The sequence below is a fragment of the Oceanisphaera arctica genome (genome assembly GCF_002936955.1).
Taxonomy (GTDB): Bacteria; Pseudomonadota; Gammaproteobacteria; order Enterobacterales; family Aeromonadaceae; genus Oceanimonas; species Oceanimonas arctica.
Genome location: NZ_MPZM01000016.1, coordinates 18,939 through 45,590 on the forward strand (window position 1 = coordinate 18,939; position 26,652 = coordinate 45,590).

Genomic DNA, 26,652 nt, shown 5'->3' on the forward strand with positions numbered 1-26,652 from the left:
TCCTCGTGATATTGAATCAGGATGGGGTGCACCCCGATACTGTGCATGAGCAGTATCGGGGCGCACCCTAGTCTTTATCCTCGGCCAGATGGTCTTCACCATGCAACTCTTTCAGCTTGCGGGTCAGGGTGTTGCGGCCCCAGCCGAGCAGTCGGGCCGCATCCTGCTTGTGACCCTGAGTATGGTCCAGGGCGCAGTCGAGCAGGATGCGCTCGAAGTCGGGCTGGGCATCGGCCAATAAATTCTGCTGGCCGCGGGCCAGTTCCTGCCGTGCCCAGTCTTGCAGCGCCTGGCGCCAGTCTTGCCCGATGCCGCTTTTTTCTTTCTCCCGTTCTTTCTGCATCAGCTCGGGAGGCAGGTCGGCGACCAGCACTTCCTGGCCCGAGGCCATCACCGTTAGCCAGCGGCAGACGTTTTCGAGCTGGCGTACGTTACCGGGCCAGGACAGAGACTGCAGATAGGTCTGGGCATCCGGGTGCAGACCCTTGGCATCCACGCTCAGCTCTCTGGCAGCCTTGGCCAGAAAGTGACGGGCCAGCTTGGGAATGTCTTCTCTTCGGTCTTTCAGCGACGGCATATGGATGCGAATGACGTTGAGCCGGTGGAACAGATCCTCACGAAAGTCGCCATCCTCTACCTTTAGCTCCAGATCCTGGTGGGTGGCGGCGATGATGCGCACATCCACTTTGATCGGCTGATGACCGCCCACCCGGTAAAACTGGCCGTCCGACAGCACCCGTAACAGCCGGGTCTGAATATCCAGCGGCATGTCGCCGATTTCGTCGAGGAAGAGGGTGCCGCCATTGGCCTGCTCGAAGCGACCCTGGCGAATGCTGTTGGCGCCGGTGAAGGCGCCCTTTTCATGGCCGAATAATTCGGATTCAATCAAATCTTTCGGGATGGCGGCCATGTTCAGGGCGATAAAGGGGCTCTTGGCGCGGGGGCTGTGCTTGTGCAGTGCATGGGCCACCAGCTCTTTGCCGGTGCCGCTCTGGCCGTTGATCAGTACCGAGATGGAAGAGCGGGCCAGGCGACCGATGGCGCGGAACACCTCCTGCATGGCCGGGGCTTCGCCGATGATCTCCGGGGCATTGATGCTCTCCTGCTCGGCGACCCGGCCTTTTGATTTGCTTTCCCGCAGGTGGGCCATGGCCCTTTGTACCAGGGCGACGGCGTCGTCGATATCGAAGGGCTTGGGCAGATATTCGAAGGCGCCGTGCTGATAGGCACTGACAGCGCTGTCCAGATCAGAATGGGCGGTCATGATGATCACGGGCAACTGGGGAACCTGTTCATGAATGGCACCCAGCAGGGTCAGGCCATCCATGCCACCCATGCGAATGTCGGACACCACCACGCTGGGCTGGCTTTGGGACAGTGCCGTCAGCACGCTTTCGCCGTCGGCGAAGCTCTTGCAGTCGAAGCCGGCCTGACCCAGGGCGCGTTCCAGTACCCAGCGAATCGAGCTGTCGTCATCGACTATCCATACCTGTTCGGTCATAAAGTTCTCCTATCGTCGTAACGGCAGATAGATAATAAATTCGGTGCGTCCGGGGCGGCTCTGGCTCTCGATACGGCCCTGATGCTGATGGATCAGATCCTGAGCGATAGACAGCCCCAGGCCGGTGCCGCCATCACGTCCGGTTACCATGGGGTAGAACAGGGTATCGCGCAGGGGCTCGGGAATACCGGGGCCGTCGTCGATAATGCGGATTTCGGCGGCCAGCCGGTAGCGGCGGCCCTGCAGCATCACCTGAAAGGCGGTACGGGTTTTTAGTTGAATATGGCCGTGTTCGCTCAGCGCCTCGACGGCGTTGCGTACTATGTTGAGCAGGGCCTGCTGCAGTTGCTCCGAATCCATCTCGAAATCGGGGATGCTGGGATCGTAGTCCCGCTCGAGGGTAATGCCGGGCGGAATTTCCATCGCCACCAGCCGGCGTACCTGCTCCAGTACCGAATGCAGGTTGGTGACCTTGCGTTGGCCGGGCCGCTGGGGACCCAGTAGCCGGTCCACCAGGTTACGCAGCCTGTCCGCCTGGGCGATGATCAGCTGGGTGAATTCCTTCAGCTCTTCCCGAGGCAGTTCCCGTTCCAGCAGCTGGGCCGCACCGCGCAGGCCACCTAGGGGGTTCTTGATTTCGTGGGCCAGGCCGCGCACCAGCTCCCGGGCCGCCTGCTGCTGAGTGCGTTGCTGCAGCTCCTGGCTGATCCTCTTCTGCTGATCGATAAGCCGAAGCTCTATCAGCGCCTGGGTCTGCCCCCGGCCAGAAGAGGGTAACGACAAGGGCAGGGGGGTGACGCTGACCTCGACCCAGCGCGGCACCCCGTCGATCATCAACTGCACCTCGCTGTCGGTAAAACTCTGCTCGTTGTCGATGCAGTGTCTGATACGGGCCAGATCCAGTGAAATATCTTCTTCCACCAGGTTGAGCGGCATCGCCTGCAGCCGGCGCTTGCTCAGGGGCAGCAACTGCTCGGCCGCGGTATTGGCAAACAGCACCTGCAGCTCGGCGTCTACCACCAGCACCGCCGTGAGCAGGTTATCGATAATCGCTTGTACGTCTGGTTGGGATCCCGACACCGTTTTGTCCTCTCGTCTGCATTTGCACCACCATGGTGCATGCATTCTAACCCGAATTCGGCGTCGTTGCCGCTCGGGGGCACTGTGGCTCTGGTATGCCCCGTACTGGTGCCGGTACTTGTATCGGAATGATGCAATAAACCTGCCGGTTTGCCAGAAAGCACAAAGGGTGTGAATGATGTCGTCAGGAATTTGAATAATATAGTTAGCAAGAGCATAATTAGCATGCTAACTAATTCGGAGGTGGCAATGAAAACCCTGGGAATGTCTCTGTCCTGTCTGGTTCGGCAATGGCGCTGGCTCAACGATGAACGACTCAAACCGCTGGGGCTGACCCAAAGCCGTTGGATAACCCTGACGCATCTGAAATACGAAGATGGCATTCAGCAGCATCAGCTGGCGCGCCGGGTCGGGGTGGAAAGCCCGTCACTGGTACGCACCCTGGACGGGCTGGAGCAGCTCGGCCTGGTGGAGCGTCGGCCCTGTATCAACGACAGGCGAGGCAAGACGGTTCACCTGACTGCACAAGTCAGTCCGCTGATGAACGAAATGGATACTATTCTGGAAAGTACACGTAATCAGGTGCTGGCCGGTCTGAGCGAGCAGGAAATCCGGGAATTCAGCCGCGTGGCAGAACACATCAATCAGAACCTGCACGGGCTCTGTGGACACAAAGAATAACCCCTTACCGAGGTAACAATGACGCCAGAACAGAGTTTTAGTCGCTGGATAAAAATAGCGCTGAGCGCCTTTTTTCTGTTTTTTGTCTATTTCGTGATTGCCGATAACTACATGCCGATGACTCCGGAAGCCCGTATCCAGCGCTATGTGGTGCCGGTCTCGGCCCGGGTGTCCGGCCAGGTCAGCCGGGTGCATGTCACCAACAATCAGTTGGTGGAGCCGGGGCAGCTGCTGTTTGAGCTGGACGACAGCGATTACCGTTTGGCGGTGCAGCGGGCCGAGCTGGCGCTGAGTCAGGCAAGAGTGGAACAACAAAGAGCGCAATCCGGTCTGGCGGAAGTGAAGGCCGAAGTCCACAAGGCCGAATTGCAGGTGAATGAACAGGAGCGGGAGGCGGCGCGGATAGCCCGCTTGCATCGACAGGGTCATATGTCACAGCAACAGCTGGAGCAGGCCAACACCAGCACCAGCCTGGCGCGTGATGCGCTCACCGTGGCCAACGCCCGACAGCAGGAAGTCGGTCAGGCGGTGACGGCGGCGGGTATCGCCGTCGAACAGGCCGAGGTGGCCTTGCGCCAGGCCCGACTCGAGCTGGCCCGCACCCGGGTTCAGGCGGAAAGTCGTGGCCGCATCGGCAATCTGCAGTTGCGCCAGGGTCAGCATGCCACCGCCGGCCAGCCCCTGCTGGCGCTGATTTCGGATCAGGCTTGGGTGAGTGCGGACCTGCGCGAGAAAAGTCTGCGCCATGTGCAATCCGGCACCCCGGTAGAGATCATCTTCGATGCCCTGCCGGGACAGGTTTTTGCCGGCCACGTCACCAGCATCGACAGCGGGGTAAGGGAAGGCCAGCAGGCGGCCGACGGGCTGCTGGCCCAGCCGGTCAATTCCGATCGCTGGGTACGTGACGCCCAGCGCCTGCGTACTCATATTACGCTGGATGAAGCGTGGCCGCCGTTGGCCACCGGTGCCAAGGCCACGGTGCAGCTGTATCCGGTGGACAACCCTGTGCTCCATGGCCTGGCTGCCATGCAGGCCCGAGTGGTCAGCCTGCTGCGTTACCTGTACTGAGGAATAAACCATGGAACTGACTCCGGATCGGCTGCGAGTCTGCCTGCGTATCGCCTTCGGCAGCGCCGCCGGCATGCTGATTGCCAAGATGATGAACTGGAACTTCGGGGTATTCTTCACCGTCTACCCCATGTTGTTGCTGGGTATGGTGCCGGTGCTGAACCGCTTCGTCAGCCTTCAGTTTATCGGCTCGTCGCTGCTGACTTCGCTCGAGATCATGGTGCTGCCCGGCCTGCTCAATCATTGGCCCCCCGCCTTTACTGTGGTGGTATTTTGCTTGTTTTTGTGGCGCTTCCTGCTGATGGCCAGGGGGCCGCTGCTGCTGTTTGGTGCCTCGGGTTGCGTCAGCCTCAGCATCATGCTGCATTTTTCCAGCTACGCGCATTTCGACCTGGCCGACATGGCGATGAGCAATATCACCGCCTCGGTGTTATCGGTGGCGATGGCCTATATCGCCTATTGGGTATTTCCTGCTCGTGAGCCGCCGGTGGTAAGGGCGCTGCCGGCCAAGAGCGACAATCTTGTTCGCCATCAGGTGTTGCTGGGGGCCATAGTGGCTACGTTCAGTTTTGTGGTGTTTCAGACGGTCGATCTGGTGGACTCGCTTTCGGCCCAAGTGGCGACGGTGTTGGTGTTGTTCCCCATGAGTTTTGTCGGGGCGGTACAATCGGGCCGCCAGCGTTGCATGGGAACCCTGCTCGGTTGCGCCCTGGGCTTGCTGAGCCAGCTGTTTCTATATAGCCACTATCACAACCTGTTGCTGCTGATGCTGTCATTCTGGGTGTGTGTCATGGTATTTGCGCGCTGGCACGTCAAGGAGGGCATGCCGGGAGTGGGTTTTGCCGGCCTGACCACGGTCGGCATACTGTTCGGCCAGTATGTGTCACCGGAGCACGATCTGGTGTACAGCGCCCTGTACCGGATGAGCTCGATGACGGTGGCCATACTGCTGACCCTGTGCTGTGTGTACCTGGTGCACAAGGTGCTCAACCTGTTTCCCTCCACCCGGCACGAGATTCTGGGGTAATTCTGTGTGAGGGGGGAGGCGTGAGCCATAGTCCAGAGGCAACCTTGTTGCCTCTGGACTATGGCTCCAAAATGCGACCAGATAACAAACAAAAAAGGCCCGGTTTCCCGGGCCTTTTCACTTTTCAGCCTATAGCTGTCCGCCTGACTTAAACCAAGATGCTTGCGTCTGTATTTAGACGGAAGCGCCTGTGGCTGTCCTTATACGGAGTAGTACAGGTCGTATTCCAGCGGGTGCGTCGCCATGTTGATGGTTTCGGTTTCAACACGCTTGTACTTGATGTAGGCGTCGATGAACTCGTCGCTGAACACGCCACCACGGGTCAGGAACTCGCGATCTTCATTCAGGCAATCCAACGCATTATCGAGAGACACGGCCACGGTCGGGATACCGGCGGCTTCTTCGGCTGGCAGATCGTACAAGTCCTTGTCCATGGCATCGCCCGGGTGGATCTTGTTCTGAATACCGTCCAGACCGGCCATCAGCAGTGCGGCGAAGCACAGGTAAGGGTTGGCAGCCGGATCCGGGAAGCGAGTCTCGATACGGCGGGCCTTGGGCGAGCTGACCAGAGGGATACGGATGGACGCGGAACGGTTACGGGCAGAGTAGGCCAGCATTACCGGGGCTTCGAAGCCGGGCACCAGACGCTTGTAGGAGTTGGTGGCCGGGTTGGTGATGGCGTTCAGGGCGCGGGCGTGCTTGATGATACCGCCGATGTAGAACAGTGCTATTTCGGACAGGCCACCGTACAGGTCGCCGGCGAACAGGTTTTCGCCGTTCTTGGCCAGAGACTGGTGCACATGCATGCCGGAACCGTTATCACCTACCAGCGGCTTGGGCATGAAGGTGGCGGTTTTGTTGAAGGCGTGGGCGACGTTGTGAACTACATACTTGTAGATCTGGATTTCGTCGGCCTTCAGGGTCAGGGTGTTGAACTTGCAGGCGATTTCGTTCTGGCCCGCGGTCGCCACTTCGTGGTGATGGGCTTCAACCACCAGGCCCATCTCTTCCATGATCAGACACATGGCGGAGCGGATGTCCTGAGAGGAGTCGATAGGGGCAACCGGGAAGTAGCCGCCCTTCACGCCCGGACGGTGGCCCTTGTTACCTTCGGCATATTCGCTGCCGGAGTTCCACTTGGCTTCTTGATCATCAATCTTGAAGAAGCTGCCGGCCATGTCGGTGTGGAAACGCACGTCGTCGAACATGAAGAATTCGGGCTCGGGGCCGATCAGCACGGTGTCGGCGATGCCGGTAGACACCAGGTATTCTTCTGCGCGGCGCGCGATGGAGCGCGGATCACGGTCGTAGCCCTGCATGGTGGCTGGCTCGAGCACGTCACAGCGAATATTCATGGTGGCGTCTTCGGTGAAGGGGTCCATCACCGCGGAGGCCGGGTCGGGCATCAGTACCATGTCGGACTCATGAATGGTCTTCCAGGCGGTCATGGAAGAGCCATCGAACATCTTGCCTTCTTCGAAGAAGTCGTCGTTTATCTGATTGACCGGAATGCTGATATGCTGCTCTTTACCCTTGATATCGGTAAAACGCAGATCGATGAATTTGACATCGTGTTCCTTGATCATGTCCATTACGTTTTCTACTGACATGGATTTCGACCTCCAAAAATAATCATCCTAGGGTTTGATGAACAAATTCATCATATACAACGAAGTATAAAGCGAAAACTGTGCCACATTGCCAAATGCTTGTCATACTAGTGTTTTACCCTGATGTTCGGGAACCAGTAACGACTACGCCGCACTGATTTGCACTACATTGGTGCATTGGTGGATCTTTTTGGTGCATTTGGATCTGGCGCAGATCATCATGGTGCATTCGATGCCACTTGGGAAGTTGTCGAGCAGTAATTTTCAATTATGCTAGGCAGATCCGTGGTGGCCGAGTAAAATGACCGACGATTTTTTATCCACCCCCGGTATTTTGAGGCAGGAATGTTAGAAAACTTACGTAATATCGCTATCATCGCTCACGTTGACCATGGCAAGACCACCCTGGTGGACAAGCTGCTGCAACAGTCCGGCACCCTGGAAAGCCGTGGCGAAGCGGAAGAGCGGGTCATGGACTCCAACGATATAGAGCGGGAGCGCGGCATTACCATTCTTGCCAAGAACACCGCTCTTCGCTGGAAGGCTCCCGACGCACAAGAATACCGCATCAACATCGTAGACACCCCAGGACACGCCGATTTCGGTGGTGAAGTGGAACGTGTTATGTCTATGGTTGACTCAGTGTTGCTGCTGGTTGATGCCCAGGAAGGCCCTATGCCGCAGACTCGCTTTGTAACACAGAAAGCGTTTGCCCAAGGCCTTAAGCCTATCGTTGTCATCAACAAGGTCGACAAGCCAGGCGCGCGCCCTGACTGGGTATTGGACCAGATTTTTGACTTGTTCGATAACCTGGGTGCTACCGACGACCAGCTCGATTTCCAGGTCATTTATGCTTCTGGCATCAACGGTTGGGCATCCTTGGATGTGGATGCGCCAGAGCCAGACATGACAGCACTGTTCCAGACCATAGTCGATCAAGTACCGGTACCTGATGCGAACCAGGATGGTCCGTTACAGATGCAGATTTCTCAGATAGATTACTCCTCTTATGTAGGTGTAATCGGCATTGGTCGTATCAAGCGCGGTACCGTTAGAACTAACCAGCAGGTCACCATAGTGGGTGCCGATGGTAAGACTCGTAACGGTAAAGTTGGCATGGTAATGGGCTACCTGGGCTTGCAGCGTACCGAAGCGAGCGAAGGTAACGCCGGTGACATCGTGGCCATTACCGGCCTGGGCGAACTGAAAATCTCTGACACCGTGTGTGCCCAGGGCGAAGTAGAAGCACTGCCGCCGTTGTCTGTAGACGAACCGACCGTGACCATGACCTTCCAGGTTAACAACTCACCGTTTGCCGGCAAAGACGGCAAGTATGTTACCTCGCGTAACATCATGGAGCGTCTGACGTCTGAGCTGGTGCACAACGTAGCATTGCGTGTTGAGCAAGGCGCGGATCCGGATAAATTCCGCGTATCTGGTCGTGGTGAACTGCACCTGGGCATCCTGATCGAAAACATGCGTCGTGAAGGCTACGAACTGGCGGTATCTCGCCCGGAAGTTATCTTGAAAACAGAAGACGGCGTCAAGCTGGAACCTTTCGAGAACCTGACCGTAGACGTGGAAGAAGAGCACCAGGGCTCCATCATGGAGAAGCTGGGTGAGCGTAAAGGCGAAATGACCGATATGGTGCCAGATGGTAAAGGCCGTGTACGTATCGACTTTATTATCCCGGCCCGTGGTTTGATCGGTTTCCAGACCGAATTTATGACGCTGACGTCAGGCTCTGGTCTGATGAACCACAGCTTCGACCATTACGGTCCTCATAAAGGCGGCACTATCGGTGCTCGTACCAACGGCGTACTGATTTCCAACGGCAAGGGCAAGGCTTCTGCCTATTCGCTGTTTAACATACAGGAACGTGGCCGTCTGTTTATCGATCACGCCACCGAAGTGTACGAAGGCATGGTAATTGGTATTCATAGCCGTGCTAACGACCTGACTGTTAACTGCATTAAAGGTAAGCAGCTGACCAACGTTCGTGCTTCAGGTACCGATGAAGCGCTGACTCTGGTAACGCCTATCAAGATGACGCTGGAGCAGTCACTGGAGTTTATCGGTGACGATGAGCTGGTTGAAGTGACGCCAAACCACCTGCGTATTCGTAAGCGTGGTTTGACTGAAAACGAACGTAAGCGTTCTGGTCGCGATTAATCCCGACTAGCTAAGCTAACGATAAAGGGCGCCTTAAGGCGCCCTTTTTATTATGCGCTGGCGGGTGATTTCGGGAAGGGAGTCCCCGGTATGAGGATATCCGACTGGCACTGTGCCTGATTAATTTGCCACAATGGAAACCTCTTAGTAGCGAAACGAGGTCCTTATGAGTCAAGCTGTCGCGCAAGTCAGACATCGACTGCAATTCATACGTGAACATGGCGCGGATTTCGGCGGCTTCATGCTGAAACGGATACAAAAGGATCGGCTGAAGATTACCGCCGGTTACCTGGCCTATATCACCCTGCTGTCGCTGGTACCCATGCTGGCGGTGGTGTTTGCCATGATGTCGGCCTTCCCCATGTTCGCCGAGCTGCGGGATACCATTCAGACGTTCGTATTCAGCAATTTCGTGCCTGCCGCCGGGGAGGTGGTGCAGGAGAGCATTCAAGGCTTTATCAATAATGCGTCCAAAACGACGGCGATTGGGGTAGCGGCGCTGGCGGTAACCGCCATGATGCTGATCTCCGCCATCGACGAGAACTTCAACCATATCTGGCGGGTCACCCAGAAGCGGCGTTGGTCGGTGGCCTTTGCCACCTACTGGATGATACTGACTCTGGGCCCGATACTGGTCGGGGCCAGCCTGGCGCTGACTTCCTACGTTACCTCGCTGCGCGTGTTCCAGGCCGATACCGTGCTGGGGATAGGGACTCTGCTGCTGGGGTTTCTGCCCTTCCTGCTGTCGACCCTGATGTTCGTGGTGTTCTATATGGTGGTACCCAACGTGCGGGTGCGCTTCAGCCATGCCATCTGCGGGGCTCTGGTGGCGGCATTATTGTTTGAGATGGCCAAACGCGCCTTCGCCTTCTACATCACCCAGTTTCCGTCCTATGAGGCGATTTACGGCGCCCTGGCCACCATTCCTATTCTCTTTGTCTGGGTCTATCTGAGCTGGATGATTGCCTTACTGGGGGCCGAATTGACCGCCAGCCTCGGTGACTACGAGCGACGACAGGGGCTAAGCTTTGAAGACGAGAATCCCGATTCTGCCGAGGACATTGATTGATGAGAACTCTGTATCCGAGTATTGGTGCCCATCGCCAGCAGTGGTTATCGGTGTCGCCGCGACATCGACTCTATGTGGAAGAAAGCGGTAACCCGCTCGGCATTCCGGTCGTGCTGGTGCACGGCGGGCCTGGTGCCGGCACCAGCGGCGAGCATAGGCGCTTTTTCGACCCCGAGTGCTACCGCATCATACTGTTTGATCAGCGAGGGGCCGGTCAGTCAGAGCCCCATGCGGAGTTGGCCGATAATCACACTCAGGCACTGATCGCCGATATGGAGCAGATCCGCGAGGCGCTGAATATTGACTCCTGGCTGGTATTTGGTGGCTCCTGGGGCTCGACCCTGGCCCTGTGTTATGCCATCGATCATCCCGAGCGAGTAAAAGGCCTGGTGCTGCGCGGTCTCTTTCTGGGCCGGCAGCAGGATCTGCACTGGCTCTATCAACCCGATGGCGGTGCAGCCCAGCTTTTTCCCGATTATTATCGGGATTTTCTGGTCCCGCTGGAGGGGGATGCCCGCCACCTGTTGAGCCGTTATTATCGCCTGCTGACCAGCAGTAACGAACTGGCCCGGCTCAATGCGGCCCGGGCCTGGGCCATCTGGGAGGGGCGTATCGCGACCCTGTTGCCGAGAACAGACGCAGAGGCCTACTATGGCGAGGCGCATGCCGCCCTGGCGCTGGCACGCATCGAATGTCACTACTTTATAAATAACTGTTTTATAGAAGAAAACTATATCATCAGGCATCTTGAAAAAGTGCGCAATATACCCGCCGTACTGGTCCACGGCCGTTATGATGCCATCTGCAAGCTGGGCGGTGCCGTCAGTCTGACGGAGCACTGGCCGGAATTAATGCTGCAAATCGTACCGGGAGCCGGACACTCCGCCTTCGAACCGGGTATTATAGACGCCTTGGTGAAAGCCACCGATCAGATGGCGAAGGAGTTGGTGCAGTCATGATAGCTCTGATCCAGAGAGTGAGTTCGGCGTCGGTCGGTATCTCCGGTAACACTGTGGGCACCATAGGCCCCGGCCTGCTGGTGCTGCTGGGCGTGGAACGCGATGATGACAAGGGTCGCTCCGACAAGCTGCTTAACAAAGTGCTCGGCTATCGGGTATTCGGTGACGATGCGGGCAAGATGAACCTGAACCTGCGCCAGGCAGGTGGCAGCCTGCTGGTGGTGTCGCAATTCACTCTGGCCGCCGATACCCACAGCGGCCTGCGGCCCGGCTTTTCCCGCGGGGCGGCGCCGGCAGACGCCGAACGCTGGTATGACTATTTCGTGATGGCGGCGCGGGATCAGGGCATCAAGACCGAGTCGGGGCGCTTCGGCGCCGATATGCAGGTCAGCCTGACCAACGACGGCCCCGTCACCTTCTGGCTGCAGGTTTGAAGCCGCTACTCTGAAGTAACCACAAATTGTACACTGCCGCATCTCACGGCAATATATCCCCAGATAACCCTTACAGGAGCAGACCATGTATCGTGTGGTCACCCCGCAATCGGAAGCGGAACTTGAAGCCTATTACCAGCTGCGCTGGTTGTTGCTGCGCAAGCCCTGGCAACAGCCCCGAGGCTCGGAGCGAGACGAGTTCGACGAATATGCCCACCATCGCATGATGGTGGATAACAACGATAATCTGGTGGCCGTGGGTCGCCTTTATGTCAGTGGTGACGAGGCCCAGATCCGCTTTATGGCGGTGGTGCCCGATTGCCGCGACCATGGCATGGGTACCCGTATGGTACAGGCGCTGGAGCAGGTGGCCCGACAGCAGGGAGTGCGTCGGCTGGTGATGAATGCCCGGGAGGAAGCGGTGGCGTTCTACAGTCGCTGCGGCTTTACCGTGGTGGGCGAAGGCCCCATCAGTTTCGGCAAGATCCCTCACCGGCAGATGATCAAGGCGCTGACCTCGATTCATCAGATCCGGCACCGTCCCGAGCTCTGTGACGAGCTGCAACGCCAGTGGCACAGACGCATTCCCATCAGTGAGAAGATGGGCGTCAAGATCATTCAGTACACCGGCAGCAGATTAAAGACCAAGGCCAATCTGACCGCCAACCTCAATATGCACGAGTCGATGTTTGCCGGCAGTATTTACAGCCAGTGCGTGCTGACCGGCTGGGGCCTTATCTGGCTGCAGATGCAGGAGTTCGGACTCAGCGGCGACATAGTGCAGGGCCACGGCGACATCAAATACATGACTCCGGTATGGGACGAACCCATAGCCGAGGTACAGGGCCGGCTGCGGGAGCAGCTGATGCCGTTGCAGGTCGGTGAACGGGTACGAATAGAGCTTAACGTGACTCTGTACAGCGGCGAACACAAGTCCGCCAGCTTCACCGGCCGCTACGTGATCCTGCCGCACTAATCCCCAGTCCCCAGTCCCTAATCCCCGCTCTTGAGCTTGCGTACCGCCTCTAAGAGTCCTCCGGGCAGACCGGCGGCGGGATAGGGCACAGGGCCTTTGTACCAAGGCTGACAGGGTGTGGTCAGCGATGGTTGATGTAGTCGTAATCGGGGTGCCTGCCAGTGTTCACTCAGCCGCATGGCCAGCTCTCGACAGCCTTTATCATTGACCGCGCCCAACTCCAGCTGCCAGCTTCCGGCGAAGTTTAGCGCCCCGCGAACCGCCAGCAGGTGGCGTACGCTTTGCACCGCACTGCCGTCCAGTTGCCAGTTGCCTTGTTTTACCGGACCTTTCAAATCGGCGCGATAGATAAAGCCGTCGCTTTGCTCCAGATCCAGCGCCGCCAGTATCGGGTCGACCCGGGTCGGGCGACGATAGTCTTCGCCCAGCCGGTGTTTCAGCCACTCATCCAGCCCCAGTTTTTCGATGAAGATATCGCGGCCATCCAGCGCCAGGGAGCCTTCCCAGCTGACGGGCTGGCGAATCGCCCCGGCGAGGTCGGCATTGATATCCAGTTGGCCGGAAAAGTCGCGTTCGGCCTGTAGCCAGTGGCTTAACCGCCGCAATTCCAGCTCTTTCCCTTCCAGCCGGAGCTTGCCCTGATGAGGCGAGTAGAGCCCTATGCTGCCATCGAGGTTGATACGGCCGTCGAGGGCGTCTGTGCTCAGCTTGTCCAGCAACAGCCGGGTATCATCGAGCCGGGCGTTGAAATGGCCATGACGGGCGATCAGGCTGTCGAAGGCAATTTCGCTCCAGCTGCCTTCCAGACGGGCCAGCTCGCTGAGCGGACGCCACTGGGCGGCAGACCAGGCCAGATCGGCGATAAACAGCTCTCCACCCAGCAACGACAGCGGCAGCTTTGGATCCAGCGACAACAGCTCGCCCTGGTTCAGGTTGAGCTTGTGAATGCGGACATCCGGCACCGGCCAGTACAGATCCGGCTGCCAGTTCAGCTTGTTGTCCTGCAACTGCAGGTTATCGATATCCAGTCTGCCCTGCTGCGGATACCAGCGCAGCTCGGTGTCGAAGGTGCCCTGATAGGCCTTGCCCCTGAGGGTCAGTCCCAGTTGTTCCCGGCTGCTCAACAGCTGTCCCTGATGGTTATCCAGCCGCAGCCAGTCCAGAACCGCCTCGCTGGCCTGCCAGGTGCCTCTGGCCTCGGGCAGGGCACCACCCTGCCATTCGAGATAGCGAATGTCACCGATGATGCCGTTGGCGGTCAGTGCCGGGCTGGTGATGCTGACGTCTTTGATTTGGCCGCGGTTGAGCAGCACAGTCCAGTCTTTATCGAGCCGGGGAAGTCGTTCGAATTGCAGCTTATTATGGCTGAATTGCGGTTCGTTCAGGGTCAGCTCCCGGGCCGGTAGATTCAGTATTACGGCCGAATCGAACAGGCCGTCGAACAAGCGGCTCTGCACCCGATCCAGCATCAGTTGCTGCTGGCTGATACGACCAGCCAGGTTGATCTGAGCCATGTTCAGCGAGGGGTGAGACAGCTGACGCAGTTGGCCGTCAACCTCGAGATCCGACCACCATTGCCATGTTCCCTCACGCCTGGGCTGCCACTGATTCAGGGTGAGGTCGGCGCCTCTGGCCTCCCAGCCATTCCAGGTCAGGCTCAGGTTTTTGGTGTTCAGTTCGTCGATGGTGATGTTGGCCAGGTTGTCCGGCAACGCCAGCTCGGTGGCGTTATCCAACTGTAGCTTGCCGTCGATCACGTCCAGGGTGGCGATGCGGGTCTGGCCCGACAGCGGCGACAGTGTCGCCAGTTGCAGATACAGTTGGCGGGCGCTGAACCAGTCGCCCAGGCGTACGTCTTCCGCCAGCAGGGTATAGGGATGCAGCGGATTGAATTCCAGGCGGCCGACGGTGAGATCCAGCGCTGTGTGTTCGTTCAGCCAGCCCAGCACCGGCTTTTTCAGCTGATTGGCATCAAAAACACTCAGCAGCAGCCAGCCGGCCAGCAGCAGTACCAGCACTAGCACCAGCAGATATTTGGCCAGCTTCTTCATGGTGTATCCCTTTAAAATCCGATACTTGTATCATACATAGCTTGAACTGGGGCGGAAATAGCCCGCCATGCATAGCCAGTCTTTTCATCGCTAAAGAGTCGCCTGCTGGTGGCTCCATCAAGCGATATCGGCGTTTCAGGAGGCCAAAGGGATCTGCTCCGCCGACCATGACATGCCATGGATGGCATGTCTGAGCTTACATGGATGTACTCGTAGCGAGTCGGCGGAGCGGGCCCTTTGGCCGCGGCATGCACGATTGGTGACCCAAAGCAGCCCTAGACCTTGCCGTAGTGATCCCGTTGTCCCAGCCAGCGATGGATTAGCGGTTCTACTACCGCCGGGTGGCGATCGGCCAGGTAGCGGGCCAGTTGCTGTACCTCGGGCAACAGGGCCTGATCGCGCACCAGATCGGCAATTTTAAGATCTGCCAGACCGGTCTGGCGGGTACCGAGCAGCTCACCCGGGCCGCGAATTTCCAGATCCTTCTGGGCGATGATGAAACCGTCGTTGGTGTCACGCAGCACCCCCAGTCGCTGACCGGCAGTCTTGGTCAGGGGGGCGTGATAGAGCAGCACGCAGTGGGAGGCCACGGCGCCGCGACCGACCCGACCGCGCAGCTGATGCAGCTGGGCCAGGCCGAGACGTTCCGGGTTTTCGATGATCATCAGCGAGGCATTGGGTACGTCCACCCCTACTTCTATCACTGTGGTGGCGACCAGCAGGTCCAGCCTGCCATCCTTGAAGTCGGCCATCACCGCCTGTTTTTCTGCCGCCTTCATGCGGCCATGTACCAGGCCGACCTTCAGCTCCGGCAACTGAGCCGTCAGTTCGGCGGCGGCATCTTCCGCTGCCTGGCACTCCAGCACCTCGGATTCATCGATCAGGGTGCAGACCCAGTAGGCCTGGCGACCCTGCTCCCGACAGACTTCCCGCACCCGGGCGACGATGTCGTCGCGGCGGGTATCGGGCATGGCGACTGTGGTCACCGGGGTGCGCCCCGGCGGCAGTTCGTCGATGATGGAAGTGTCCAGATCCGCGTAGGCGGTCATCGCCAGGGTGCGGGGAATGGGGGTGGCGGTCATGATCAGCTGATGCGGGTAAAATTCGCCCTGACTGCCCTTTTCGCGCAGGGCCAGCCGCTGGTGCACACCGAAGCGGTGCTGTTCGTCGATGATCACCAGCTCCAGGGCGTTGAACTGTACCTGCTCCTGAAACAGTGCATGGGTGCCGACTATCATCCCCAGCTCGCCATTGGCCAGCCGTTCCAGCTGTTCGGCCCGAGCCTTGCCCTTGACCTTGCCCGCCAGCCAGCCGACCTGAATACCGAGCGGGGCTAGCCAGGCGGCGAAGTTGTTGGCATGCTGCTCGGCCAGCAGTTCGGTGGGCGCCATCAGCGCCACCTGCCCCTGATTGCCGATCACCTGCAGTGCCGCCAGCGCCGCCACCAGGGTTTTTCCTGAGCCGACGTCGCCCTGTACCAGCCGCATCATGGGCACGTCTTTCTGCAGATCTTCGCCTATTTCTGCGACAACCCGCTGCTGGGCGCCGGTGGGAGAAAAAGGCAGCCGGGCCAGAAAGTCGTCAATCAACGGGCGGGGATAAGACAGGCCCCGGGCCCGATGGGACTGACTCTGCTCGCGTACCTTGAGTACCGACAGGTTATGGGCCAGCAGTTCTTCCATCACCAGCCGTTGCTGGGCCGGGTGTTTTCCTTGCTCCAGCTCGAATAGGGCCACGTTTGCGGGCGGTCGGTGCAGCAGGCGTACGGCGTCGTTCAGGCCAAGCTGGCGGTCGTATAGTCCATCGGGCAGCCATTCCTGCAGCGGTTGCTCCTCCAGCAGCGCCAGCGCCTGATCGGTGAGCTGACGCAGGCTTATCTGGCGCAGTCCTTCGGTGGTGCCGTACACCGGGGTCAGGTTGGCTTCGGCGGCCACCGGCTGGTCGTCCTGCTGCAGACTGTATTCCGGGTGGATGATTTCCAGGCCGTGATGGCCGGGTCTGATTTCGCCGAAGGCCCGCAGCCGGGTACCGGCGGTGAGATTGTTTTTCTGGGCGGCGGCGAAGTTGAAGAAACGCAGGGTCAGGGTGCCGCTGTGGTCCCGCATGCGGCAGACAAGCATGCGCTTGCGGCCATAGCTGATGTTGTTGTCGACGATTTCGCCGATCACGGAAACATGCATGCCGGGCATGAGCCCGGCGATGGGACAGACCCGAGTGCGGTCTTCGTAGCGCAACGGCAGGTGAAACAGCAGATCCTGCACCGTATCCAGACCCAGCCGGTGCAGTTTTTCCAACATCTTGTCGCCCACGCCCTTGAGCAGACTGAGGGACATCTTGTCCAGATTCATAACGGCCCCACCCTGTAAATATATACAGAGGATAGCAAAGCCGGGATTAAAATGGGACTGGGGACTGGGGACTGGCCAGTCCCCAGTCCCCAGTCCCCAGTCCCCAGTCCCTAATCCCTAATCCCTAATCCCTAATCCCTAATCCCTAATTTTACAGCAGCCGCTTGAGCAGCACGTTGGCGCGGGTGCGCTGTACCCGTTTGAGCAGTTTTTGCACCGGGGCAGGGTAATCACAGAGCTCTTCGATTTCGGAGAAGTGCCCCAGGCGTTGGCAATGTTCGAGGATATTGGCTTTTTCTGCCTCGAACTCGTCCTGCAGCAGCCGATCCGGATCCTGCAGCAGCAGGCCGTTTTCCAGATCCAGGCCCCAGGCGCGGGGGTTGAGGTTGTTGCCGGTAATCAACGCCAGATCATCATCCACGAACAGCCCCTTGAGATGGTAGGAGTTGCGGTCGTGATGCCACAGCATGATGTTGAGCTTGCCCTGATAGATATCGGTCTGATGGGCGCGAGCAAAGCGGCGCAGGTTGGTTTCGTACAGATAAGGCAGGCCGCCGATGGTACGAAATGGCTGTTCCGGTGGAATATAAAAGTCGTTGGCGGTCTTGTCGCCGATCACCAGGGTGACTTCGATCCCTTTTTTCAGCAGGCCACGAATATCCTTGGCCAGGGGCTTGGGCAGATTGAAGTAGGGCGTGCAGATAAACAGCTTTTCTCGCGGGCTACGCAGCAGGTTACGAATGGCGCGGTTGAGCCGGTTGCCGAGTTTGCCCAGCCCAGCCAGGGGGGTGACCGCCACCTGACCCGCCCGGCGTGGCATGGCCTCGAACTCGTAGCGGTTACGCTTCATATGCTGTTTGAACGGGCGAATAACATGGCGCAGCTGACGGGCACTGGGGATGGAGTCTGCCGTCAGCAAGGGCACCGCCGGGTTATCGGTAAAGAGCCGGTCCATGTAGTCGATCATGGTGTCCGCCAGCCTGGCGTCGGTAAACTGGTGATAGCGATCGAAGCGATAGCGATCCTGTTGATGCAGGTAGATATCGTTGAGGCTGGCGCCGGAATAAAGCAGGGTATCGTCGAACACGAAGCCTTTGAGGTGCAACACGCCCAATACCTCACGTCCCTTGACCGGAACACCGTAAATGGCGATAGGCTGCGGATAACGGGCGGCAAATTCCTGATACATCTGGTGGTTTCCACCCTGGCCCTGATGGCCAATCAGGCCACGCTGGGCCCGGTGAAAGTCGACGAACAGACAGATATCCAGGCCGGGGCGGGCCTGTTTGGCCTCATAGAGGGCGGTCAGAATTTCACGGCCGGCATCATCGTCTTGCAGGTAAAGCGCCGCCAGATAGATGCGGGTATGCGCGGTGGCGATCAGTTCCAGCAACCGTTGCTTGAAGCTGCGGGCTGAGTGCAGCACCTGCACCTGATCGGCATTCACCGCCAGTGTGGGCAGTCGTTCCAGCAAGGCGCGGTAGTCATTGGCTAGTGGCATAGATAGACCCGGTTAATAAGACTGCCGTGCAAGACCATACTCGCACGACAAGATTCGGAGCAGTTTACCGAATTTTGGGGAGGGGCAGCAAATTAGTGCGGGGATTAGAGATTGGGGATTAGGGAAGCGTCCCCAATCCCAAGTCCCAAGTCCCCGCCGTTCACCCTACAACGGTCGGGTGGCTTGCTCCAGCCAGGTCAGATCATCGCCGCTCAGCTGCGGGCTGATCCGCTCCCATACCGTCTTGTGGTAGTGATTCAGCCACTGGACATGTTTGGGTTCGAGCCAGTCGACATCAACCAGCCTGGTATCGAAGGGCACCAAGGTCAGGGTCTCGAACTCGAATACCGGAAGCTCTCCGTCGGTGTCGGCGGGCTGTACCACCTGCAGGTTTTCGCAGCGAATGCCGAAACCATCTTCGCGGTAATAACCGGGCTCGTTGGAGACGATCATGCCGGTGGTCAGCGGCACCATGCTGCCCTTGGGCGAAATGCGCTGCGGCCCTTCGTGCACGCTGAGGTAATGACCCACGCCGTGGCCGGTGCCGTGGTCGAAGTTGTAACCCTGTTGCCACAGGGGCATGCGGGCCAGGGCGTCCAGCTGCAGGCCGCCGGTACCGGAGGGGAAGCGGGCGCAGGCCAGGTCGATATGGCCGCGTAGCACCAGGGTGAACAGTTTGCGCATCTCGTCGTCCGGCTGGTCGACGGCGATGGTGCGGGTAATGTCGGTGGTGCCGTCCAGATACTGTCCGCCGGAGTCCACCAGATAGATGGCGTCCTGACCCAAGGCGCGCGGGGTGCCGTTGTCGTGGTGGTAATGACACATGGCGGCATTGGGCCCCAGCGCCGATATGGTGTTGAAGCTGGGCTCCACAAATTCCGGGTTTTGCTGGCGGAAGGCCGCCAGTCGGTCGGCCAGGGTGCCTTCGTCTTCCTGCTCGGGATTCGGCTCGGTTACCCGGCGATCCAGCCAGGCCAGAAAACGGCACACGGCGGCGCCATCGCGCAGATGAGCTGCGCGGCTGCCGTTCACTTCCACCGGGTTCTTGCAGGCCTTGGGCAGCATGCAGGGATCTTCGGCAAACACCAGCTTGGCCCCGGACTGGCTCAGCATCAGGGTGCTCCAGGCGTTGGCGGTGTGCGGGTCCAGTTGTACCCGGGCACCTTGTTCACCCAGGGTCTGCAGGGCGGCTTCCAGCTTGCCGACGGGCGCCAGAGTCACATTCTGGCCGCAGTGAAGCTGCAGGTCGAGGCCTTCGAATTTGGCCGGATCTGCAAACAGCTGCACGGCGCCATTCTGGTGCAACAGGGCGAAGCTCAGTACCACCGGCAGGCAGTCGATATCCCGGCCGCGAATGTTCAGCAGCCAGTTGATGGGCTCGGCCTGAGTCAGCAGCTGGGCATTGATCTTGCCGGCGGCCAGGGTATCGGCAATGCGGCTGCGCTTGGCCTCGCTGTGCTGGCCGCTGTATTCCTGGTCGAGCAGCAAGGCGGGGTGGCAGCCCGGTACCGGACGGTCGTGCCAGTGCAGATCAATCAGGTTTTCCGTCACCGGCACCAGAGTAATGCTGTTGGCGGCCAGCCGGGTCTCGGCATTTTTGTGCCAGTGATGGCTGTGCAACCGGGGATCGAAGCCTACCCGGCTGCCGGGCGCCAGCTCGGCGAGCAGCCAGTCCAGATAAGGTTCGGCAATCAGGTGGTGATATTCAAACAGCGCGGGATCACACTGATGACGCACCTGAACCGTGTAGCGCCCATCCACGAACACGGCAGCCTTGTCGGCCAGCACCACGGCGGCGCCGGCAGAGCCGTTGAAGCCGCTGATCCAGTCCAGCCGCTCGGCATAGGGGGGAATGTATTCGCCCAGGTGTTCGTCGTCGTGGGGCACGATAAAAGCGTTCAGACCCTGTTGTGCCATGCTGTTGCGCACGGCAGAGAGGCGAGAGGCATGCGTCATGGTGTCTCCTTAGCGAGAAGTAAGCAGTTAGTTGCTTGATGGACTGGCCCGCCGATTCGATATGCTGTTTCAACAGGGCGGCGGCTTCAAATTTGCGCCGTTACCGGCACAGTGTCAGCAGTCGGGTGTGTTCCCGCTCGGCGGTAATGATGCCCTGGCGGGAATGAAGCAGCTCCAGCTGTATATAGCGGTCACAGCTCAGGTTGATCTGATCCACCAGCGCCAGGGTGTCCTGACGCTGGGGGGCTCCGGCGCCGAATTCGCCTTTGAGGATGAGGGCGCGAAGCGTTTCGACCACCGACTGGGTCAGGGTTTTGTAAGGCGTTCGGCTCATCTGAAATCGTATACGGTTTGCGATGGAGTCACTCTACTCTGCCTTGATACGGTTGGCAAACGGGGCCATTGAGACCCGGGTCAGGATGTTCCCGACCCCTGCTCATGGGGCCTTTTGGCCCCTACTTTCAGCTGCTGGATCAACAGCGCCGCCACTATCATCGACAGCCCGACCAGGGTGGCGGGGTAGATTTCTTCGCCCACCAGAAAACGCAGCAGCAACAGCGAGGCGAAGGGCGAAATGAAAATCAGGTTGGAGATGCGGGCGGTGTTTTCCGCATAGCGCATGGCCAGCAGCCACATCACGAAGGCGAAGCCCATCTCGAACATGCCTACATAGATGGCGCCGACCCAGCCCTGCCAGGCGGTGAGTTCAAAGTCGGACCACAGCGCCGTGGCCAGCACCACCAGCGGCAGCGCCAGCAGAAAACTCAGGGTCAGCGCCACCAGCGGATCGTCCTGGTTGCGTGCACTCAAAATCCAGTAACCGGCCCAGAGCAGGGTGGAAAACAGGGCCAGCGCGACCCCCAGCGGATCCTCGAAGTCCAGGCTGAGCAGGTCGCCTTTGGTGGCGATCACCATGGCGCCGAGGTAGCCGAGCACTATGGCTATCCAGTCCTGTTTGCGGATTTTCTGACCGAGAAAGGGTACCGCCAGCAGAGTCAGGGTGATGGCCCAGGTGTAGTTGAGCGTTTGCGCCTGCTGGGCCGGCAACCGGTCGTAGGCCTGAAACAGCACCAGATAATAGAGGGTCGGATTGATCAGCCCCAGCAGCAGATAATAGCCGGGGCGGGCGTGAAAATAGCGCGCCAGATAGGTCAGCTTACCCTGCCATGCCAGCATGCCGAGCAGCAGCAGCAACGAACTGATGGTGGCCACCAGCAACAGTTGGGCCGGAGAAAAGTAACCGAGCGACAGCTTGAAGGCGGTGGCCACGGTAGACCAGCAGGCCACGGCCCCCAGTCCAAACAGGTAGGCTTTTTTCTGATCTTTCATATTGTTATCAACTGTTTGTTATTAAAGGTTATCAACCCGTGCGAGAGGGGGGGTAGTGTAGAAAGCCGGGGGGCGATGGGCAAGGGGCCGGCGTCACGGTTATTCCAATTCCTCGAAGGGACGACTCTTTTCTTTTTCCAGCAGCAGTTTTTCCAGGGTGTTGACTCGTTCGCACAGCCGCCGGTTTTCCGCTTCCAGTTCCTGCACTCGGTCATCGATCTCGCCTTGAGTCCGGCCCTGATGCACCAGCAGCAATACCAGGCCGATGGCCAGCCCCAGCAACAGTATCCACAGCAACATAACGGTTCCCTCCGGTGTGAAAAGGTCAGTCTATACCAATTGGATTAAGATCAGGGCCAATTACCAATAACCTCGTCCAGCGTTGCATATCGGCCAAAGGGCCCGCTCCGACGACTCGCTTCGAGCACATTCTTGTGACGCCGCCTTCGGGTCACCCGGAGTTCAGAAAGAGGTAACAGAGATGGCCTCTCATGACCGTGACATGGATGTACTCGTAGCGTGTCGTGGGAGGCGGCTGTGTTGCCTCTGGGGTGCAGGCCAAAATCCTGACCAGATATTTAGTTGGGTGAGCATAAATAAAGAAAGGGCTGCACGATGCAGCCCTTCGATTCACTTCATTACCCCGAGACGGGATTAATGACTTTCCAGCGTCTTGGGTGCCTGGTCTTCATCAAACACCGGCAGCGGCTTGTGCCGTGAAGCCAGGAAGGTGTAGATCACCGGCAGCACGAACAAGGTAAACAAGGTACCTATGCTCAGGCCCGAGACGATGACGATACCCATGCCGAAGCGGGAGACGGCACCGGCACCCACGGCGAACAGCAGCGGAATCAGACCGGCCACCATGGCCGCCGTGGTCATCAGAATGGCGCGCAGACGAATGCGCGCGGCCACCCGGATGGCATCGGTACGGTTCAGCCCGCGGTGCAGCTGCTCCTCCTTGGCCACCTCACACATCAGAATACCGTGCTTGGTAATGATGCCCACCAGGGTGATCAATCCCACCTGGGTGTAGATGTTCATGGTCGCCAGCCCCCAGGCCAGAGCAATCAGGGCGCCGGAAATGGCCAGCGGCACCGAGACCATGATCACCAGGGGGTCTCGCACACTCTCGAACTGGGACGCCAGCACCAGGAAGATGATGAACAGCGCCAGCAGGAAGGTCATGTACAGGGCATTGCCCTCGGTCACAAACTGACGAGCGGCACCCAGGTAGTCATGGTTGTAGCCGTTGGGCAGCTGGGCGGTGACGTCCTGCTCCAGGAAGTTGATGGCATCGCCCATCGACACGCCCGGTGTCAGTACGGCACCTATGGTGGCCGAGTTCAGCTGGTTAAAATGGGGCAGGGAGCGGGGCTGAGCTTCCATGGTGATGGACACCAGGTTGGCCAGCGGCACCATGTCACCGTTGTGGGCGCGCACATAGTAATCCTTGATGGAGTCCGGGTTGAGTCGGTCCTTGCGGAACACCTGGGGGATCACCTCGTAACTGCGGCCGTCCAGATCCACCCGGTTGACATAGCCGTCACTCATCATGGTCGACAGGGTAATGGCGATGTCCTGCATGGTCACGCCATAGGCGCCGGCCTTGTCCCGGTTGACCTTGATTTTCATGGTGCCCGAGTCGAACGCCAGGTCCAGCTCGCTGTACACGAACAGCGGGCTTTGGCTTACCTTGCCCAGCACCTCGGCCGCTACTGAATAGAGGCTCTCGAAGCTGCTGGGGGTGGTCAGCACGTACTGTACCGGCAGACCGCTGGAAGCACCGGGCAACTCGGGAAACCCGAAGGCGCTGATGGCTACGGCGGGAATGGCCTGCAGCGGCGGCGTTACACGCTCGATCACCGTCTTCTGGCTGTCGCGCTGACTCCAGGGCTTGAGCACGGCCACGGCCAGACCCTGGTTGGCATTGGGCACACCGGCAATGGTCAGGGAGGTGGCGAGGCCCTCTTCCTTGTTGAGTACCTCCACCGCCTTGCGCATGTTGTTTTCGATATAGTCGAGGTTGGCGGAGTTGGGGGCCTTGGCCATCATCAGGAAGGCGCCCTTGTCTTCACTCGGTGCCAGCTCGCTGGGAATAAAGCCGAACAGCACCGGCATGGAGCCGAACACCAGCACCGCGAAGGCGATCACCACGGGGCGCCTGGCCAGCACCGAATCCAGCATGCGGGCATAGCTGTCGGTAATTTTGTCCAGGGTGTTTTCCACACCGCGCTCGAAGCGGTTGGGATTATCGTGCGGCTTGAGTAGCTTGGAGCACATCATCGGCGACAGGGTCAGAGCCACTATGCCTGAGATGAACACGGCCCCGGCCAGGGTCAGGGCAAACTCCTTGAACAGGGAGCCGGTAATACCGCTCATCAGCGCGATGGGCGCATACACAGCTGCCAGTGTGATGGTCATGGTAATGACCGGCACGGCGATTTCCCGGGTGCCGATAATGGCGGCCCGGTAAGGTGACTCGCCGGCCTTGATGTGCCGGTCGACGTTTTCCACTACTACTATGGCGTCATCCACCACCAGGCCGATGGCCAGTACCATGGCCAGCAGCGTCATCAGGTTGATACTGAAGCCGAAAAAGCTCATCAGAATCGCCACCCCAACCAGCGACAGCGGTATGGTGACGATGGGGATCAGCACGGCGCGCAGCGAGCCCAGGAACAGGGTGATGACGATGATAACGATCAGCGAGGCTTCGAGGATAGTCTTGATTACCTCACTGATGGACTCGTTGATGGCGTCGGTGGCGTCGTACAGCAGTTTCATCTTGATGGTGTCGGGCATGTTGCGTTCGAGGCTGGGCAGCATCTCACGCACATTGTCCGCCACGGTCAGCGGGTTGGCGGACGGGGTCGGATCCACACCTATGATGACCGCCGACTCGCCGTCGGCAAGGGCGCGCACCACATCGTGGCTTTTTTCCAGCGAGACCTGAGCGATATCGCGCAGCCGCACTACGGCATCGTCACGGGTGGCAACCACCAGCGATTCCAGCTGCTCTGCGTTTTCTATCTGGGTATTGATGTCGCTGTTATACAGCATGAAATAGCCGGTCGCCTGACCGGATGCTGCCTGATAGTTATTGGTCTGCAGTACCGACAACACCTCGGGCGCAGTCAGCTGATGGGCGGCCATGCGCAGCGGATCCAGCCAGATACGCAGCGCGAACTTGGCACCACCGAACAGGTTGATCTTGGCCACCCCGTCCACGGAGTAGAACTGGGGCCGTATCACTCGCTCCAGATAATCGTTGATCTGGGGGGCGTTCAACTCCTCACTGCTGAAGGCGATGTACATGATGGAGGTGGAGGCCCCCGTGGTCATCTCCAGGCTGGGGTCTTCCGACTCACGCGGCAGCTGGGAACGCACCGAGTTGACCCGCGCCAGAATATCCGACAGCGCGGCGTTGGAGTCGGTGTTCAGCTTCATCTGTACGGTAATGCTGGAACGACCGTTGCTGCTGCTGGAGCTCATGAAGTCGATGTTGTCGGCCTGGGCGATGGCCTGCTCCAGCGGTTGGGTAATAAAGCCCTGGATCAGCTCGGCGCTGGCGCCAAAATAACCGGTACTGACGGTGATGACGGTGTTGGTCATTTCGGGGTATTCACGTACCTGCATTTTCTGCAGGGCTTGCAGCCCCAGCAGCACGATCAGCAGGCTGATCGAGATGGCCAGTACCGGCCGTTTGATAAAGATATCGGTAAAACGCATCGAATTCTCCGCTTACAGCTGGGGGGCTGATTCAGGCGTGGCCAGCGCGTCGTCTTCCACCGGCTTCACATGGCTGCCGTTAGACAGGCGTACCTGACCCGAGGTCACTATGGTTTCGCCCGGCTTCAGGCCCTTGACCACTCGGGCAAACTCGTCCTCCCGTTCGGCGACTTCCACCACTCGTTGTCTGGCGACCAGCACGGTTTTCCCCTCTTCCTTTCCTTCTGCCTGCTCTTCTTCCACTACATATACGGTCTGGCCGTAGAGGGTGAAGTTGATGGCGTGCTGAGGCACCAGTATCTGCCCGGTTTGGGTCGGCAGTTGCACATCCAGCTTGGCGAACATGCCGGAGCGTAGTGTGCCTTGTTTATTCGGGATGCTGGCCTGTACCTGCACCACGCCAGACTCCGGATTAACCTGAGGTTCGATGGCAGTGATCTCGCCCTCAAACGGGGTTTCCGGGTAGGCATCGACGAAGATGTTCAGTGCCTGACCGACCTTGATATCGGCAATGCGGGTCTGGGGAATGGTAAAGCGAATGCGGAACTGGCTGATGTCTTCCAGTCGGGCAATATCGGTACCGGCATTCAGGTACTGACCGAGAAAGGCGTTGCGGATACCCATGACACCGTCGAAAGGTGCGCGAATGGTGCGTCGCGCTATGGTGGCCTTGAGCGAGTCAACCTGCCCCAGAAGCTCCTGATAGCTGGCCTGGGCTTCATCCAGCTGGCCCTTGGAGACGGAGCCGCGGGCAAACAGCTGGCGCATCCGTTCCAGGTTGGCCTTTACTGCAGGCAAGCGACCCTCGGTGCTGCGCAGGTTGGCTTTTTCCACATCCGCGTCCAGTTCCAGCAGAATATCGCCGGTGGTGACCTGCTGGCCCGACTCGAAGTGAATCACGCGTACTATGCCGGCCGCCTCGTTACTGACGTTGATGCCCTGAATAGGCTCGATAAAACCGATGGCGGCAATGCGTGGCGTCCAGTCGGTGGGGGTGACTTCTTCCACAGTCACCGGAAAACTGGGTACCGGCATGTTGGCAAAATATTGCGCCATCATTTTCTGTTTGAACAGATTGAAGCCTATGACGCTGCCGAAGATGACGACCACCAGCAACAACATGGACAGAGTCCATTTTTTCATCAGATTACTCCCGCA

19 protein-coding genes and 1 pseudogene are annotated in these 26,652 nt (G+C 58.9%); 8 read left to right on the forward strand and 12 right to left on the reverse strand.

The features are described from left to right. Positions 1-67: 67 nt before the first annotated feature. Both glnG and glnL read right to left on the reverse strand, forming a co-directional pair. Positions 68-1,501: a nitrogen regulation protein NR(I) gene (gene glnG, locus UN63_RS09115; protein ID WP_104486454.1), complete on the reverse strand. Its 1,434-nt coding sequence runs from the start codon at positions 1,499-1,501 to the stop codon at positions 68-70. A 9-nt stretch (positions 1,502-1,510) separates the two neighbouring features. Continuing rightward, positions 1,511-2,581 (reverse strand): nitrogen regulation protein NR(II), encoded by a 1,071-nt coding sequence (gene glnL / locus UN63_RS09120; RefSeq protein ID WP_229793483.1) that lies wholly within the window; start codon positions 2,579-2,581, stop codon positions 1,511-1,513. A gap of 249 nt (positions 2,582-2,830) precedes the next feature. Here glnL and slyA point away from each other — a divergent pair, with 249 nt between their 5' ends. Genes slyA through UN63_RS09135 form a run of 3 tightly spaced genes read left to right on the forward strand, consistent with a single transcriptional unit; the run spans position 2,831 to position 5,357 of the window. After that, on the forward strand, positions 2,831-3,262 hold the full coding sequence (slyA, locus tag UN63_RS09125; protein ID WP_104486456.1) for a transcriptional regulator SlyA: 432 nt from the start codon (positions 2,831-2,833) through the stop codon (positions 3,260-3,262). An 18-nt stretch (positions 3,263-3,280) separates the two neighbouring features. Next, entirely contained in the window at positions 3,281-4,330 is a 1,050-nt protein-coding gene (locus UN63_RS09130; protein ID WP_104486457.1) for an HlyD family secretion protein, read from the forward strand. A 10-nt stretch (positions 4,331-4,340) separates the two neighbouring features. Next, positions 4,341-5,357 carry a DUF2955 domain-containing protein gene (locus UN63_RS09135; RefSeq protein WP_104486458.1) on the forward strand — a complete coding sequence of 339 codons (1,017 nt, stop codon included), beginning with the start codon at positions 4,341-4,343 and terminating at the stop codon, positions 5,355-5,357. A 200-nt stretch (positions 5,358-5,557) separates the two neighbouring features. On the opposite strand, the gene glnA is transcribed toward UN63_RS09135, so the two are convergent. Next, complete coding sequence (gene glnA / locus UN63_RS09140) at positions 5,558-6,967, reverse strand: glutamate--ammonia ligase (RefSeq protein ID WP_104486459.1); 1,410 nt, start codon at positions 6,965-6,967, stop codon at positions 5,558-5,560. 345 nt (positions 6,968-7,312) lie between these two features. On the opposite strand from glnA, the gene typA reads away from it, so the two are divergent. The 5 genes from typA to UN63_RS09165 all read left to right on the forward strand — a co-directional run bounded on the left by typA (position 7,313) and on the right by UN63_RS09165 (position 12,577). Further along, entirely contained in the window at positions 7,313-9,139 is a 1,827-nt protein-coding gene (gene typA, locus UN63_RS09145) for a translational GTPase TypA (protein ID WP_104486460.1), read from the forward strand. Positions 9,140-9,305: 166 nt separating this feature from the next. Further along, entirely contained in the window at positions 9,306-10,208 is a 903-nt protein-coding gene (locus tag UN63_RS09150) for a virulence factor BrkB family protein (RefSeq protein WP_104486461.1), read from the forward strand. After that, positions 10,208-11,167: a prolyl aminopeptidase gene (gene pip / locus UN63_RS09155; RefSeq protein ID WP_104486462.1), complete on the forward strand. Its 960-nt coding sequence runs from the start codon at positions 10,208-10,210 to the stop codon at positions 11,165-11,167. The genes UN63_RS09150 and pip overlap by 1 nt, the downstream gene beginning before the upstream one ends. Further along, positions 11,164-11,601, forward strand: a complete 438-nt coding sequence (gene dtd, locus UN63_RS09160) for a D-aminoacyl-tRNA deacylase (RefSeq protein WP_104486463.1) — start codon at positions 11,164-11,166, stop codon at positions 11,599-11,601. Before pip ends, dtd begins: the two co-directional genes overlap by 4 nt. Positions 11,602-11,686: 85 nt before the next feature. Continuing rightward, positions 11,687-12,577 (forward strand): bifunctional GNAT family N-acetyltransferase/hotdog fold thioesterase, encoded by an 891-nt coding sequence (locus UN63_RS09165; protein ID WP_104486464.1) that lies wholly within the window; start codon positions 11,687-11,689, stop codon positions 12,575-12,577. A 17-nt stretch (positions 12,578-12,594) separates the two neighbouring features. Here UN63_RS09165 and UN63_RS09170 read toward each other — a convergent pair whose 3' ends face one another. The 9 genes and pseudogenes from UN63_RS09170 to UN63_RS09210 all read right to left on the reverse strand — a co-directional run bounded on the left by UN63_RS09170 (position 12,595) and on the right by UN63_RS09210 (position 26,637). After that, a complete protein-coding gene (locus UN63_RS09170) occupies positions 12,595-14,628 on the reverse strand; it encodes an AsmA family protein (protein ID WP_104486465.1) in 2,034 nt (677 codons plus the stop codon). A gap of 275 nt (positions 14,629-14,903) precedes the next feature. After that, on the reverse strand, positions 14,904-16,976 hold the full coding sequence (recG, locus tag UN63_RS09175) for an ATP-dependent DNA helicase RecG (protein ID WP_104486466.1): 2,073 nt from the start codon (positions 16,974-16,976) through the stop codon (positions 14,904-14,906). Positions 16,977-17,127: 151 nt separating this feature from the next. Beyond that, positions 17,128-18,477: a CDP-diacylglycerol--serine O-phosphatidyltransferase gene (pssA, locus tag UN63_RS09180; RefSeq protein WP_104486467.1), complete on the reverse strand. Its 1,350-nt coding sequence runs from the start codon at positions 18,475-18,477 to the stop codon at positions 17,128-17,130. A 165-nt stretch (positions 18,478-18,642) separates the two neighbouring features. Further along, positions 18,643-20,433, reverse strand: a complete 1,791-nt coding sequence (locus UN63_RS09185) for an aminopeptidase P family protein (RefSeq protein ID WP_104486468.1) — start codon at positions 20,431-20,433, stop codon at positions 18,643-18,645. A gap of 28 nt (positions 20,434-20,461) precedes the next feature. Then, positions 20,462-20,686: pseudogene (locus UN63_RS17305) on the reverse strand (GntR family transcriptional regulator); the annotation flags it as partial. 161 nt (positions 20,687-20,847) lie between these two features. Next, positions 20,848-21,762 carry a DMT family transporter gene (locus UN63_RS09195; protein WP_104486469.1) on the reverse strand — a complete coding sequence of 305 codons (915 nt, stop codon included), beginning with the start codon at positions 21,760-21,762 and terminating at the stop codon, positions 20,848-20,850. A 99-nt stretch (positions 21,763-21,861) separates the two neighbouring features. Continuing rightward, entirely contained in the window at positions 21,862-22,062 is a 201-nt protein-coding gene (locus UN63_RS09200; protein ID WP_104486470.1) for a hypothetical protein, read from the reverse strand. 354 nt (positions 22,063-22,416) lie between these two features. Further along, positions 22,417-25,494 carry a multidrug efflux RND transporter permease subunit gene (locus UN63_RS09205; RefSeq protein WP_104486471.1) on the reverse strand — a complete coding sequence of 1,026 codons (3,078 nt, stop codon included), beginning with the start codon at positions 25,492-25,494 and terminating at the stop codon, positions 22,417-22,419. 12 nt (positions 25,495-25,506) lie between these two features. Continuing rightward, complete coding sequence (locus UN63_RS09210) at positions 25,507-26,637, reverse strand: efflux RND transporter periplasmic adaptor subunit (RefSeq protein ID WP_104486472.1); 1,131 nt, start codon at positions 26,635-26,637, stop codon at positions 25,507-25,509. Between the last annotated feature and the right edge of the window lie 15 nt (positions 26,638-26,652).